At 65.4% G+C, this 14908-nt stretch carries 12 protein-coding genes; 6 read left to right on the plus strand and 6 right to left on the minus strand.

The features are described 5' to 3' along the window. Positions 1–37 precede the first annotated feature (37 nt). From ACPYN7_RS14520 to ACPYN7_RS14545, 6 genes are all read left to right on the plus strand, one after another. Positions 38–1420, plus strand: coding sequence for a glutamine synthetase family protein (locus ACPYN7_RS14520; protein WP_424348128.1), 1383 nt, complete (start codon positions 38–40; stop codon positions 1418–1420). Further along, on the plus strand, positions 1401–2192 hold the full coding sequence (locus ACPYN7_RS14525; RefSeq protein WP_424348129.1) for a gamma-glutamyl-gamma-aminobutyrate hydrolase family protein: 792 nt from the start codon (positions 1401–1403) through the stop codon (positions 2190–2192). Before ACPYN7_RS14520 ends, ACPYN7_RS14525 begins: the two co-directional genes overlap by 20 nt. Next, on the plus strand, positions 2189–3547 hold the full coding sequence (locus tag ACPYN7_RS14530; RefSeq protein ID WP_424348130.1) for an aldehyde dehydrogenase family protein: 1359 nt from the start codon (positions 2189–2191) through the stop codon (positions 3545–3547). Before ACPYN7_RS14525 ends, ACPYN7_RS14530 begins: the two co-directional genes overlap by 4 nt. A 59-nt stretch (positions 3548–3606) precedes the next feature. After that, the gene (locus tag ACPYN7_RS14535; RefSeq protein WP_017834379.1) at positions 3607–4383 is read left to right on the plus strand and encodes a 3-oxoacyl-ACP reductase; all 777 of its coding nucleotides are present in this window, start codon (positions 3607–3609) and stop codon (positions 4381–4383) included. An 882-nt stretch (positions 4384–5265) separates the two neighbouring features. After that, the gene (locus ACPYN7_RS14540; protein ID WP_424348131.1) at positions 5266–5682 is read left to right on the plus strand and encodes a hypothetical protein; all 417 of its coding nucleotides are present in this window, start codon (positions 5266–5268) and stop codon (positions 5680–5682) included. Between the two features lie 64 nt (positions 5683–5746). After that, positions 5747–6478: a hypothetical protein gene (locus ACPYN7_RS14545; RefSeq protein WP_424348132.1), complete on the plus strand. Its 732-nt coding sequence runs from the start codon at positions 5747–5749 to the stop codon at positions 6476–6478. A 312-nt stretch (positions 6479–6790) separates the two neighbouring features. Here ACPYN7_RS14545 and ACPYN7_RS14550 read toward each other — a convergent pair whose 3' ends face one another. Genes ACPYN7_RS14550 through ACPYN7_RS14575 form a run of 6 tightly spaced genes read right to left on the minus strand, consistent with a single transcriptional unit; the run spans position 6791 to position 14885 of the window. Then, positions 6791–7222, minus strand: a complete 432-nt coding sequence (locus ACPYN7_RS14550) for a DUF4913 domain-containing protein (RefSeq protein ID WP_424348133.1) — start codon at positions 7220–7222, stop codon at positions 6791–6793. Between the two features lie 4 nt (positions 7223–7226). Next, positions 7227–9035 carry a type IV secretory system conjugative DNA transfer family protein gene (locus tag ACPYN7_RS14555; RefSeq protein ID WP_424348134.1) on the minus strand — a complete coding sequence of 603 codons (1809 nt, stop codon included), beginning with the start codon at positions 9033–9035 and terminating at the stop codon, positions 7227–7229. Further along, positions 9032–10786, minus strand: coding sequence for an ATP/GTP-binding protein (locus ACPYN7_RS14560; RefSeq protein WP_424348157.1), 1755 nt, complete (start codon positions 10784–10786; stop codon positions 9032–9034). Before ACPYN7_RS14560 ends, ACPYN7_RS14555 begins: the two co-directional genes overlap by 4 nt. Further along, complete coding sequence (locus ACPYN7_RS14565; protein ID WP_424348135.1) at positions 10786–12300, minus strand: SCO6880 family protein; 1515 nt, start codon at positions 12298–12300, stop codon at positions 10786–10788. The genes ACPYN7_RS14560 and ACPYN7_RS14565 overlap by 1 nt, the downstream gene beginning before the upstream one ends. Then, a complete protein-coding gene (locus tag ACPYN7_RS14570; RefSeq protein WP_424348136.1) occupies positions 12281–14143 on the minus strand; it encodes a type IV secretion system protein in 1863 nt (620 codons plus the stop codon). The genes ACPYN7_RS14565 and ACPYN7_RS14570 overlap by 20 nt, the downstream gene beginning before the upstream one ends. After that, entirely contained in the window at positions 14136–14885 is a 750-nt protein-coding gene (locus tag ACPYN7_RS14575; protein ID WP_424348137.1) for a hypothetical protein, read from the minus strand. Before ACPYN7_RS14575 ends, ACPYN7_RS14570 begins: the two co-directional genes overlap by 8 nt. Positions 14886–14908 lie beyond the last annotated feature (23 nt).

Below are 14908 nucleotides of genomic sequence, written 5' to 3' on the forward strand. Positions count from 1 at the left end.
ACACCTTTCACTGTCCCCGCACCCAAGGAATCAACCGATGACGACAACACCGAAGCACGCCCGCAACGACCGGATGCTCACCGTCGAGCAGCTGCGGCAAAAAATCACGGACGGACAGATCGACACCGTGGTCCTGGCCTTCACCGACATGCAAGGCCGGCTCCAAGGCAAGCTGTGTCACGGCCAGTTCTTCCTAGACTCGGTGCTCGACGAGGGCGCCGAGGGTTGCAACTACCTGCTGGCCGTGGACACGGAGATGAACACCCCGGCCGGCTACGCCATCAGCAGCTGGGACTCTGGCTACGGGGACATGAGCTTCGCCATGGATCTGGACACGATCCGGCTGATGCCGCACAACCCCGGGCAGGTGATGATCCAGTGCGACCTCACCGGCCACGATGGCCGGCTGATCCCGATGTCGCCGCGGGCCATGCTGCGCCGCCAGCTCGACCGGGCCCGGGACATGGGCTTCCAGATGCTCACCGGCACCGAGCTGGAGTTCTGCATCTACAACACCAGCTACGAGGACGCCTGGGACTCCAACTACCAGAACCTGGACCCTGCGAACAAGTACAACGTGGACTACAACCTCCTGGGCTCCCAGCGGGTCGAGCCGCTGCTGCGGGAGATCCGCAACGCCATGTACACAGCTGGCATGACCGTGGAGAACGCCAAGGGCGAGTGCAACCTCGGCCAGCACGAGATCGCGTTCCGTTTCAACGACGGCCTGGTCACCGCGGACAACCACGTGGTCTACAAGCTGGCCTCGAAGCAGATCGCCCATCAGCAGGGGAAGTCGATCACCTTCATGGCCAAGCCCAATCAGCGCGAGGGCAGCTCCTGCCACATCCACATGTCCCTGCGGGGGCTCGACGGCGAGCTGGTCTTCTGGGACCAGGAGCGGGGTACCCGCAGCGCCACCTACGACCACTTCATCGCCGGGGTGCTCAAGGGCATGCGGGAGATGTCTATCTTCTACGCCCCGAACATCAACTCCTACAAGCGCTTCGTCGAGGGCAGCTTCGCCCCCACCGCCGTGGCCTGGGGCATCGACAACCGCTCCTGCGCCGTGCGCTTGGTCGGCAGCGGCCAGTCCGCCCGGATGGAAAACCGGCTCCCCGGCGGCGACGTGAACCCGTACCTGGCGCTGTCGGCGATGCTCGCTTCAGGCCTATACGGCATCGAGCACCAGATGGAACTGGAGCCCATGATGGAGGGCAACGCCTACGAGTCCGACGCCCCCGTGGTGCCCTCGACCATGCGCGAGGCCCGGGACCTGCTGGCCGGCTCGGAGCTCGCCCGGGAGCTGTTCGGCGAGGACGTCGTGGAGCACTACGTGCACTACGCCGACGTGGAGCTGGCGGCCTTCGAGGCCGCCGTCACCGACTGGGAGCTGCGCCGTGGCTTCGAGCGCCTCTGAGCCGGGCGGCACCGGGTACCGGCCCCGGATCGGGCTGACCACCTACTACCAGGAGGGCACTTGGGGGGTCTGGAGCTCCGTGGCCGCGATCGTCCCGGGCGCCTACGTCGAGGCGGTCGCCGCCGCGGGAGGCACCCCTGTGCTGCTGCCCCCGGTCGGGACCGATCCCAGCGTGCTGAAACTGCTCGATGGGCTCATCGTCATCGGCGGCACCGACGTCGACCCCGACTTCTACGGGGCCGACCGGCACGAGGAGACCTACTCCCAGCCCTCCCGCGACGAGCACGACCTCGCCCTCACCCGGGCTGCCCTAGACCAGGGCCTGCCGTTGTTCGCCATCTGCCGTGGCGCCCAGATCCTCAATGTCGCCCTGGGCGGCACGCTCATCCAGCACCTGCCGGACGTCAACACCGAAGCCGACCAGCACCGGCCCGGGCCCGGACTGTACGGGAAGGTCCAGTTCACCACCACACCCGGCAGCCGGTGCCATGAGCTGCTGGGAGAGACGGCCTGGTCCCCGTGCTACCACCACCAGGCCCTGGACCAGGTCGCCGAAGGCCTGCAGGTCACCGCCCGGGCCCCCGACGGCACCATCGAAGCCGTGGAGACCACCAGCGGGCCCTGGGTCCTGGGCGTGCAGTTCCACCCCGAAGAAAACCGCAAGGATCCACGCCTGTTCGAAGGGTTCATCGAGGTCGCCCGCCGATTCGCCGACGACCGAGACGCTGGCCCCCGCATCGGCCACGACCGAAAGGACACGTTCATCTCGTGACCACCACTCAGATCATCAACCCCACCACCGAAGAAATCATCGACACCGTCACACTGGCTTCCCTGGAAGAAACCGACGCCGCCATCGCCGGCGCTCAGCAAGCCTTCGAAACCTGGCGTACCGTCGCCCCGGCCGACCGTGCCCGTCTGCTGCGCCGCTTCGCCGACGCGGTCGAGGCCGATCTAGAAAACCTCGCAGCCCTGGAAGTGCGCAACGCCGGGCACACCATCGGCAACGCCCGCTGGGAGGCCGGCAACGTCCGGGACGTGCTCACCTACTACGCCGGAGCCCCGGAGCGACTGTCAGGACGCCAGATCCCGGTCCCCGGCGGAGTCAACATCACCTTCCATGAGCCACTGGGGGTGATTGGCGTCATCGTCCCCTGGAATTTCCCGATGCCCATCGCCGCCTGGGGTTTTGCCCCTGCCCTCGCGGCAGGTAACACGGTGGTGCTCAAGCCGGCGGAAATCACCCCGTTGACCGCCATCCGCCTGGCCGAGCTGGCCCTGCAAGCCGGGCTGCCCGAGGGCGTACTCACCGTGCTACCTGGCAAGGGCTCGGTGGTGGGGGAGCGCTTCGTGACCCACCCCGCCGTCCGCAAGATCGTGTTCACCGGCTCCACCGCCGTGGGCAAGCGGATCATGGCCGGCTGCGCAGACCAGATCAAGCGCCTCACCCTGGAGCTGGGGGGCAAGAACTCCAACATCGTCTTCGCCGACGCCGACCTCGAACAAGCCGCCGCCACCACTCCGGCCGGTGCCTTCGACAACGCCGGCCAGGACTGCTGCGCCCGCTCCCGGGTCCTAGTTCAGCGCTCCGCCCTAAACCGGTTCCTTGAGCTGCTGGAACCGGCCGTGAAGAACTTCACCTGCGGTGACCCATGGCAGGAGGACACCCAGATGGGCCCGCTGGTCTCGGCCGCACACCGGGAATCGGTGACCTCGTTCCTGGACGACAACACACCTATCGCCTTCCAGGGATCGGCCCCGACGAGCCCGGGATACTGGTTCCCACCGACCGTGCTAACCCCGTCCCCGGACTCCCGGGTGTTCCGGGAGGAGATCTTCGGCCCCGTGCTCGCCGTGGTGCCGTTCGAGGACGAGGCGGACGCCGTCCGGATCGCCAACGACACCGAGTACGGGCTCTCCGGGTCGATCTGGACCCGGGACGTCGGGCGGGCGCTACGGGTGTCCCGCGCTGTCGACGCCGGGAACCTCTCCGTCAACTCGCACGCCTCGGTGCGCTACTGGACGCCGTTCGGCGGCTTCAAGCAGTCCGGCTTCGGCCGGGAGCTCGGCCCGGACGCCCCGCAGGCGTTCACCGAGACCAAGAACGTTTTCCTCTCCACTGACTGACCACACCCTCACTCGCATGCCCCCTGGCATGCGACCCACACCAGACCTAAGGAGATTCCATGGACGTCAACGCCCGCCGCCTGGTCGGCCGCAGCGCCGTCATCACCGGAGGAGCCAGCGGCATCGGCCTGGCCACCGCCCGGCGCCTGGCCGCCGAAGGAGCCTGCGTCGTCATCGCAGACATCGACCCAAAAACCGGCCAGGAAGCCGCCTCCGAGGTCGACGGTCTGTTCGTCAAGGTCGACGTCACCAACCCCGACGACGTCAAAAACCTCTACGCCGAAACCCATAAAGCCTTTGGCAGCGTCGACATCACCTTCAACAACGCTGGCATCAACCCCACCGACGACGGCTCAATCCTCGACACCGGCATCGACGCCTGGCGCAAGGTGCAGGACGTGAACCTCACCTCCGTCTACTACTGCTGCAAGTACGCCCTGCCCTACATGCAGGATCAAGGCAAAGGCTCGATCATCAACACCGCGTCCTTCGTCGCCATCATGGGGGCGGCGACCTCCCAGATCTCTTACAGCGCGTCGAAGGGCGGGGTGCTGTCGATGAGCCGGGAGCTGGGCGTGCAGTTCGCCCGGGAGGGGATCCGAGTCAACGCGCTGTGCCCCGGGCCGGTCAACACCCCCCTGCTCCAGGACCTGTTCGCCGCGGACCCGGAGCAGGCCCAGCGCCGGCTCGTGCACGTGCCCGCCGGGCGGTTCGCGGAACCGGAAGAGATCGCCGCGGCAGTGGCCTTTCTCGCCAGCGACGATTCATCCTTCATGACAGCCTCCACCTTCCTGGTGGATGGGGGAATCTCCGGCGCCTACGTCACGCCCAACTAAAACTGGTTCTCTGCCGTCCGTCTCGAGGCGGACGGCAGAGAACATCCCCCGCCCCTCGCATCACTACAGATTTGACCAGGAGTCGGAACCAACCATCCACTAACGCCTCCGCCGCAGGCAACCACATCCAGCACAGAGACGATGTCCTACCCGGGGACACTTACGACAGCTACGGTCAACGACGCCACCCGCCACAACTCCCATGGCTGAACCGGTAGCGAGACGTGTTGAGGGAGGACGAGTCGTTTCCTGCTGCGCCGGCAGGCCAGTCGCTGGAGCGGCCGCGCATTCGTCCTGGGCGCCCGAGTTTCAGCCCGCAACCATGCGATGCCTTCGTCGACGAAGAGCCCAGGAACACGACCAGGAGCCGTTCCATAGCCCAGCTGTGCGCGCGAATCTCTCATTAAACGAGAGATCGCCGCGCTGACCAGCACGGACGCACCGCAACGCGCGGGCTCAGCGACCCAGCCGATTCGCCGCGCACTCTTTCGTGGCCCTGGCAGACGCCCGTAGGCAGAGTGGGACGAGTACTTGCATCAGATGCGAGAACTCCCCTGTGACCGTTGTCCGATAATCGTGATTATGTTAAGTCAGGGTTTTTTGCTCACCCGCGCACATCTGACAGTAAACCTCACGGCCGGATGGAACACTCCCGATTCCACCGACCGTGGACGGCTTCCGCCTCGAGGTTGTCGTCTCTTCGCCGTTGATGTGGGCAGCATTCCCTATCGAGTTAAGTGGCGGCGGCTGGCCATTGACGGCCTCTACCGAGTCCCGGGTCCACGCTGGGCTCCTGCTATCAAGAGCCCAGAAGAAGGACTCCATGAGGAGATTGTCCCTTCACATAAGCAAAAATTGCAGTTTGTCGATTAGTATCTTGGCATGTCTGCCCGAAGCACGGAACTTTTCGGATTTATCAACATGCTCGGAACTGCTGGCATGACATGGTGGGTCTCCGCTACCGTTCTCGGAGCGACAGTAATCGGAGCATTGTGGATCAAAAAAACCGACGTCAAGAGTATGAGCCGCTTCAAGCAGCGTGCACTGTTTTGGCTCGTCTCCGCCCTACTTTTTACAATATTTGCTTTCGGCCTTTTTTGCATATGGGCATCTCGCGAAATTGGCTCGAATCTGGTAGACGCTTGTTCATTTAATGAGTCACCCGATCACTGCACGATCGAAGATGCAAAGTTAACGATGAACGTAATGACGATCGGTTTTGGGCTTGGCACTACAAGTTTCCTGATATACATGCTTGGTTGGTTTATTGCATGGTCAGAATTGCCAAAGAGCAAGTAAATTTCACACGAGAATGCTAGTATTAAAAATGACTCTAGTATATAACGCAACTACTGTTGCATCCTTGTACTCCGCTCTCACAGGCGTCCTAGCAGGATTTGCTTTTGCCGGGATTCTTCTTATCGCCACAGAAAGGATCTCGACGCCCAAGGCTGGCTCACAAGAAAAATCGCCCCCTCAAGACCGCAGGCAGGCATCACTGGTGCTCCTTTTGTCCGCTTTCCTTGGCTTGAGCATAAGTTCACTTACTTATGCAATAATTGCGGGCGAGACGTCATCCAACGAGCTGGCGGCAGTGCAACACGTATTAGCTGGTAGTGGATTCGCCGTATCAGCTTTGGCCCTTTTGGCTGCGGTGCATGTGTTAATCCAGGATCTTTTTCCCAGTGTGTCTTCATGGACGCGAGTTACCATCGGAATGGGTGCCCCTGCAGTTTCTACTATATATGTGGGCGAAGGAGCTATTCAAGCGCAGAATGCCACAGGCGGCATTGGGCTAACAATTCTGGTGCTGATTATTTTAGCTTCTGTTTTTTGGCATGTATTAGCGATTATTTGGGCTTTTACCAAGAAGGAATCAAATATCACTTGGCGACAATCGCAATTTTTCGCTAGTCTTTCTGTTGCCATCGCTTTCGTAGCGTCTGTTGGAGTGGCAACATTGCAGAGCATCGATATCGATAGCACGCCCACTCAGTTTGCGTGGATAAGCTTCGCCACCATTTTAATCACCATGGGTTCATTCACTGTTGTTTTTGGGGTAAAACTTAAGCAAGTGAAACTTGTTGGGCATTGATTGCAGGTCCCGGCCCGCTGTCCTTTTGCTTGGTGTCTATAATTTTTCCACATGGATGGCGCTACTCACGGTCGCTTATCGCCAGATAGTCTACCAATATAATGGTACTGCTGGCGCATCCAGAGAATCTTCTCCCCCAGCTCGGTCGGGGTGGTGGTCATAGTCCTTGCCTTGAGGTGCCAATCGGCCGGAACTATACGGTTTTGGTGTATCTCCTCGATCTGGGAGGTATACCTATGGATGATGTGATGACCCCACGAGACATGGAGGTTCAGGAACCTGTGACCGTGGCGGAAAGCAGTGGCAGGCCGCTCACTCGAAAAGCCCAGTTGGTGGCGGATCTAACGGAAGCGGTATCCCTTTCGGGCTATGTGTCCTGGGTGTGCAGCCGTGGAAGGGTCCCTTTTCTTCGAAAAGTGCTCGCATGGTGGGGTCGGCGTAGTCGCGCCACCACACCGCGAGCCCGGTGGTGGGGTCGGTGCGCAGGTTCTCCCAGGCCCGCCAGAGGCCGGTGAGGCGGCTGACGGCTTCTTCGTGGCGCCACCATTGGGCGCACCAGGTGAAGGTGGTGGCCCGGCCGGCGAGGTCGATGTCGCGCCGGTACTGGTAGGCCAGGTGCTCGGTGACGAACTCGGCCACGTTCGCGTAGACCAGCTCCCGCTCCCCCTCCCCCGGTTTGGCTTCCTCGAGGGGCTCGTCGTCGATGTCGTCGTGGTTGTGGGTTCGGCGGGTACCGATGTCCATCGGTCTACTCCTTCACCAAAGCCGCCCACCGGTTGCCGGTGGGCTCGGCCGAGCCCGGCCCAGCAGCCTGGACCGCGGGTGCATGCCCTTCTAAGGCAAGCGTGTCGGCGGGTGCGTTGTGTGCGGCTTCGGAGGCCGCGGCCGCGTCGGCGTAAGGGCGGGCACTGACCGGGACGGTGCGCAGCAGCACGGCCCGAGCCCCGGACCCGAGCATCACCGCCCTGCCCTTGGGCAGGGCAGCGAGGTCGGCGACGGAGAAGATGTCGTCGGTGGCGTCCTGACGGGAGGTGGACCCGCTGTCCTTCTGCCTCGAGGAGGAGACCGAGGTGTAGGTGTACTTGCCGATCAATTCGACAAGCATCTCCAAGTAGCCCTCCTCCTTGACGTTGCCGCCGTAGGTGACGACGTTGGCGGTGGAGAACAGCTTGCGCATCCCGGACTCCCCCCACACGTCCACGCCCTGGGACCAGGACTGCAAGAACGTGGAGACCACGATCCCGCGGGACCCGTAGTGGCTGTAGAGGTCGGGCAGGTTCGCCCAGCGGCACACGTTGGCGGCCTCATCGAGCACGCAGACCATGGGGGTGGACAGCCGGCCCCCGGCCTGGGTGACGGCGTGCTCCTCGGCCGCGGTCACGGTGGCCACGGTCAGAGCGGTCACCAGGGGCCCGGCGGTGCCCGCACCCTCTTTGGAGAGGGCGTAGAGGGTGTGCTTGCCGGCCACGAACGCCTCCGGCTCGAACTGCGGGCGGTCATCGTCGGGACCCGTGGGGTTGACCCAGGCGGCGATCTTCTCGTTCTTCAGGCACGCGGCCATCTGCAGGGCGGTGGAGTAGACGCTGCCCCGGTACTTCTCGGGCTGCCGGATCGTGCTGGCCACCGAGTCGGCTTCCTTGCCCCACCCGTGCTCATCGAGCAGTTTGGCAGGGGTGTCATCGGTGGAGCGGGTCAGCCAGTAGTGCACGCGCTCAATCGGCTCCCCACCCACAGCAGCGGCGAGCAGGAGTCCGGCCAGCAGGTCCTTGCCGGCGGAGTCGAAATGCGCATCGCCCATCTTCGCCCCAGCCGGGCGGGAACCGATGGAAAAGTTCGTGGCCATCTCCGCAGCCCGTTCACTGTCGGTGACGTAGCTCAGCGGGTTCCACCACCAGGTCGGGGCCTCCCCGGCCACGCCCTGGGGGTCGAAGACCCACACGTCACCGTTCTCCGCGCGGAGGTCGCGGGTCAGATCGGAGAGGTCGCGTTTGTTGGAGGTGGCGATCACCGGCCCCGGGGCCTCGATGATGGACGGGGCGGCCTGGGAGGTGGTCTTGCCGGTGCGGGTGCCCCAGATGTGCAGGAGGGTGTCCTCCCAGGAGGCGTAGAGGGTGTGGCCGCCCCGGACCATCTTGCCGATCATCACCCCCGGGGTGTCGACGCCGAAGCGATCCGCTTTGGCGCGCGCCTGCTTCTCGGTGAAGGGGGCGACGTCGCGCACCGAGGCCATGCGCGGTGCGGCGCGGTCGTGCTTGACGATCTTCTGGGCCTTCTGGTGGCGCTTGAAGCCCCACAGCGCCAACAGCGCCGTCGCCACCAGCCCGAGGGTGGCGGCTAGGACGATCTCGGTGGTGCGCCACGGAAGGTCACCGGTGAAGACACCCAGAGACCGTTCCCAGTAGCCGGTGGGCAGCGGGTCGGTGCGCGGGGTGAACGCGTGGCCGGCGCTGGCGAGGACGTAGAGGATGGCCGGAATGCCGACCAGAATGAGGAGCAGGGTCAGCAGCAGGGCGACTTCCCCGCCGCCGGCCTTGTACTTGCGGTCCAGGGAGCTCATCGTTCGCCCCTCTCCTGAGCGGCGCGGGACTTGGCCTCATGCCACTTCTTCTCGGTGTCGTGGACCTGGGACCGACGCTCGGTGGGGGTGAACTCCATCGAGAACGGGATCCCGGCCCTCGAGCCGACCTTGATGAAGAACTTCCCCTGCCCCGGCGGTGGGGTCGTGGTGCGGTCATCGAAGAACCATTCCCGGTTCGCCGGGTCCTCCAACCAGGCCCGCAGCTCGGCGTCGTTGACCGTGAGCTCGTCTCGAGGGGTGTACACATCGTCGTTGGTGTACTCCAGGGCTTCATCGCCGCGGCGGTTCCAGGCGGGCGGGTCCTGCCAGATCGCCAGTTGCTCCTGCTCACGCATGGACAGCGGTACCGATTCGGTCAGCAGCGGCATCTCGGACTTGGCCAGCCCGCCGAGGATCTTGATGCCGCAACGGTCCATGATGCCTTTGGCCTTCGCCCTGTCTTCCTCTCCCCGGACGGCCATGAGGTCGGAGGGGGTGTGGGAGGCCATGATCTGGCCCACCCCCCATTCCCGGTTCAAGCGGGTCAGGGCATTGACCTGGTCGACGATGCCGGGCCCGGCCGCCAGGGTGTTCCACAGCTCATCGAGGATCACCAGGAACCGCTGGCGTTCGATCACCCCGTCATCAGCGAGCATGTTCGAGGTGGTCACGGTCCCAAACCCGGCCGACCAGCACGCCATCAGAGTTGCGGCCCGCAGGTCGGACTCGGTTTGGGAGATCCGGGAGAGGTCGAAGACCATCGGCCGGGAGGCGTCGATCCGGTTGGTGGAGGGGTGGGCGAACATCTGCCCGAAGGCCCCGGAACCGCACAGGGAGTTCAGCGAGGACTCCAGCCCCTCGGTGATGTCCTCGTAGCGCTCATCATTGCCCCGGTCCAGGGCGACCTCGCGCACCTCGACCGGTTTGTCCTTGAGCACCTGTCGCAGATCCGCCATCACCGGCACCGTGCCCGACTCAGCATGGCGGGCCTCGAGGACGGTGAGGCACCGGTCCAGGATCGACTCCTCCCGCTCGTCCAGCGGCTTCTTGCGCAGGATCGCAATCAACGAGGCGATCAGCGACCGGCGCCGCGAATGCAGCTCATCCAGCAGTTCCTCGGCTCTGGCGGGTGAGAGCAGTTTGGCGGCCGCCACGGCTCCGCAGTCATCGAGCGGGTTGATGTGCCCCACCCCGCGGCCCAGCGGCAACACGGCCCCGCCGAGGGCTTCGATCATGGCGACGTGTTCGCCCTTGATGTCTCCGAGGACCATCGGCCACACCCCGAAGGCGGCCAGCCCGATCGCCATGCGGCGCAGCAGCGAAGACTTGCCCAGCCCGGGGTTGGCCATCACGAAGGCCGAGGGGTTGGAGATCACCCGCAGCTTCAAGAACCAGGAGATCGGGTCACAGCACACCGGCTCCCCCGAGAGCAGGTTCCGCCCCAGAGGGACTCCTTCGAGGGGGGAACCCCCGCCCATGGGGAAGGGGAGCAGTCCGCACACCTGGTAGTTGGTGCCGCGCATTTCCCGGATCGGGTGCAGCAGCTGCGCCTCGCCCAGTCCCCGGCCCTTGTGTCCCCGCGGGCCCGGACGACTCAGCGCTTTGGCAGTGACAGAGGTGCTGCCAGTGCGCTTCGGTCTGGCGAACACCTTGCCGCCCTTCACCCGGGCGAAGGCCCGGTCCAGCACGGTGGTCGAAGCGTTGCCCCGGCTGGCCGGGAGGATGATCTGGTCTCGCTGCTTCTGCTTCATCACAGGGCGTTCCTCACGGTCGAAGGCAGGGCCAGGTGGTCCGGGATCACCACGCCCAGCGGGAGGCCGGCGGCGAAGGTGGAGTCCTGGGCCCCGTAGGCCTCCTCCAGGCGGATCCTCGCCGACGTGCCGAGGTTCTCGATGATGGCTTCGGCCTCATCCAGCTCGCCTTTGGAACGGACTGTGGCGGTGACGACGAGCCCGAAGTTCAGCAGCCCGGCTCCGTCGGCCTCCTCAGCGGCGGTGGCCTGGGCGGCGCGGGTTTCGCGGGTGTCCCGTGCGGTGGCGCGGTTGCGGGAGGAGGCGTTGAAGGTGGCGGTGTTGATGTCGTTCTCCACCATCTGCGCGGCCCGGGCGGGGTCGATGGGGCTGTAGAGCAGGGTGACGCGCTTGCGCACCAGCTCCGGGTTCGGGGCAATCAACCCCTGCAGCACGTTGGCCTGAACGGTGGAGCGCGGGGGCACGGACATTGCCCAGGACTTCGACCAGGAGTTGTTGTGGTGGTAGCAGTCCCAGAAGGTGTCGGCGGCCTGCGGGCCGACCTCACTCCAGTCCAGTTCCGGGGCCACCCCCTGAGCGTGGGCCCGGTCGAAGAGGATTGCCTCGGCCGGGTCGTAGGCCACCCGGATGACCTCGCACAGCTGCTGGGCCGTGAGCGGAGCGGCCACACCCGCCCCGGTGTCGTTCAGCGACAGGGTGAGGTTGGGCAACCGCGCCGCCAGGTCATCGGCGACCTCTTGAGCGTTGCGGATGCGGCCGCCGGCCCGCACGGAGGCTTTGAAGGTCACTGCGATGTAGGCCCGGGTGACGGTGGCCCCGGTGGGCAGCATCTGCACGGTCTCGTTGATCACGTCGCGGGCGAAGGCCGGGGCGTCGGGGCTCATGCGGGCCTCGATCTTCCGCGCCAGCCGGTACCCGGAGTCCGGGGCGGTCTCGATCGTCACCGAAGCCGCCGTCAGCCCCGGTTCGTCGGTGAGCATGCCCAGCCAGTGCGCCCAGCGGTCCACCCACCGGTTGATGTGCTCCTGATCGACCATGCCCCCGCCGTCGGGCTCGGAGGAGAACACCACGGTGTAGTGGTGCTTCTGCGGGACCTCGACCAAGGCGAAGGGGCGGCCGTAGCCGTCGACGTGCTCGGTGATCCTGGACCGTGCCGAGACCCCGGGCAGCTTCGTCGTGCCCTCCGGCACCCGGCTGATCGGGCCGGCACGGTAGACGTTGGCCCCGGCGTAGACGGCGTTGGCCCACCCGGCGCGCCGGACGATGCGCTCGATCAGGGTGCGCCCGTGCTTGTTCTTCTGCATCGAGAGCGCGATCAAGGTCAGGATCACCGCTTCGAAGGCCAGGGCTACCAGCCACAGGTTGAGCATCATCAGCAGGATCCCGCCGACCACCCCACCGATCAGCAACACGGTCCCGGCGGTCGAGAGCCCGGCCAGACCCTTGGAAGTGGGGGTGCGGAAGTTGCCGTACACCCGCGGACGGTTCTCGGTTTTAGCTTCGGTCTGCGCCATCAGGGCGGCCCTCGTTTCCGGTCTCGTTGGCGATCTGCGCCTTGAACGCACGTGCCTGTTGCTGGACGGCCTTCGCCGCCTGTCTTGGGCCGGTGGGTCCCGTGGGTCGTGCCCCAGAGCGCGGCGGTGCTGCACCAGCACCGGACCCCGGCGTGGGACGAGCCCCGGTGGACGGTGCTGCCCCGACCGCCTCGGTGCCGGGGGCCGGTTGCGCCCCGGTCCCCGCAGAGGACTTCTGCGCACCGTCCTGGCCAGGGGTACCTGTCGAGGACGCGCCCGCCACTCCAGTGCCTCCGGTGCTACCGCCGGTGCTGGAGGTGCCAGCCTTTGCGCTGGACTCGGTGGCCTGGGAGACGACTTCCCCGGTCTTCTGCACGGCGTTGGCGGCCGCCATGCCCGCAGCCACCGGTGCAGCTGCTGCCCCCGCCGCCGCAGTACCAGCGGTGCCCGCCGTGCCCGTGGCACTGGCCCCAGTAGCGCCGCTGGCCCCAGCGGCAGGTGAGGACAGACCGGCAGGTGCGGAACCCGGCCCGCCCTTCGAGGAGACGGAGGGCTGCGACGGCGATGCGGAGGATGAATCAGAGCCGAACCCGCGTCCCGAGCGGGCCAGGTGGGAGGCTCCCTGCGGGATCGCCGCGCCCATCGCCGCGATGCCCAGCGCCCCGCCGCTGCTACCGCCGGAGGAGGACATCGAGCCCAGCACGGGGCTGAGGAACCCGATGAGCACGGGCAGGGCGAACACGGAGGCGACGATCATCATCAGTCCGGCGGCGAACTGGATCAGCCCGCTGCCGGCGTCCTCCCACACCCCGGTGGTGGACATCTTGATCGCCAGCCCGTAGATCAGGGCCGCAGCCGGTTTGTAGAAGGCGAAGGCCAGGGTCCAGGCGATGACCTTCTGGAAGAAGTTCTTCCCCGTCTCGGTGTTCAGAAACGCAGCGGATAAGGGGAGGATCCCGGCCATCAAAAACAGCATCCCGGTGCGCAGCACCATCAGCATCAACTGGATGATGTTCACGATGATCGCCACGACCCCACCGACGATGATCAGGATGACGTTGCCGCCCAACCACACCGGATCCGCCGCCCCGGCGCTGGTGGCGTTGTCCAGAGCCAGGAGCTTGAGCACGTCGGTCTGGAAGTCCTCCCCGATGGCGGAGTCGATGATCTGCACGGCCAAGGCGTCGGTGCCGGCCACCAAGACGTTGAGGATCGTCACCCCCGAGGCGGTCACCACGGCCAGGGTGAGCAGATTCTTCAGCAGGTCCCGGGCCGGTTCAGCGCGCTGGGTCCAGGCCATCTGGGCCCCGGCGATCATCACGCTCAGCGCTGCCACGGCCAGGGTGAGGTAGAAGGTCTGGTCCTGGATGAAGCCCACCGACCCGGACAGGTTCCTCGCTCGGGCGGGGACGAGGAAGCCGATCAGGCTGGTGGCCCCACCGATCAGTGCCGCCCCGGAGGCCAGGAGGGTGGCGGTGTTGACCAGGCCGGCCCCGTCGCCCCGGCGGGCGTTGGTGGCCAACACGATGCCCAGGAACAGCACCCCGAACACGCACACCCCCAGCCCGATCCAGCTCGCGTAGCTCAGCAACAGGTCGATGTAGGCGTTGAACTCCCCACGCGCCGGAGCCTGGGAGGCGGGTGCACTGTTGCTGGTGAGGTTAGCGCTGCCGATCCGAGTCCACATTGACCCCAGGGAGGCGATCGTGTCGACCACGGCAGCGGTTACACCGTCGGCGATCTGATCCAGCGCATCACCGGCCGCTCCGGTGAGTGCGTCGCTGACTCCTTCCTTGACCTTGCAGAAGCCATCGAGTGCGAAGCACTTCTCTTCCTCAGCCATCGTGGGGTCCCCACTCGATGTACCTGTTCAGGTCTGACACCTGGCCGGAGACGGGGCCTGTGTCGCCGTTGTCCTGCAGGGCGAAGCGCCAATCGCCGTCTTGCCACATGAGGTCTGCGCTACTGGTGATGTATGTCTTCTCGGTCCCGTCGTCTCCTGCCAGTACGACCTCGACCGTGGCTCGCTCGCCCGTGTACGAAAGCAGTCGGAAGCCGGCAACCTCGACCGGGACCGTGGAAGCATCCCCTGCGGAGACCCGCTGCTGGACTTGTCCCACGGCGATGTCCTTACCGGGGCCCTCAACGGCAAGCTCCTTGAGGGTGTCCAGCAGAAGCTGGGGATCGTTGCTCGAGGCCAGCATGTTCGCCGTCGTCAGCAATGCCCCTTCAGGAGTGTGGGAGTAGCAGGAGCGCACACCCGTCGACTCGTCCACGGTGCCCGGTCCGTGCTCCTCAGAGGACGGTGCGTAGATCGCCCCGAGAGCGGTCCACTCGACGTCCTCCGGCGCTTTCGTGAGAGTGGTGCCGCTGGTGGCGTCCAAACCACACTCCGATTCTTCGCCCGTCACCGGTTCGGCGGTGGTGGCTGGCGCCGGAGCGGCTTGGGTGGGCTCTTCTCCGTCGGGCCACAGCCACAGGACCACGCCCAGCACGATCAGCATCGCGACGAGAACGGCTGAGATGAGGAAGCGGGGGGTCTTCCACCATGTGCTGTTGTCGTCGGTCTCGATGTGGTCTGTCACGTGTTGCTCCTCGTGTGTGGGGG

Origin of the sequence: Kocuria sp. CH-021 (assembly GCF_049716185.1) — a bacterium.
Lineage (GTDB): Bacteria > Actinomycetota > Actinomycetes > Actinomycetales > Micrococcaceae > Kocuria > Kocuria cellulosilytica.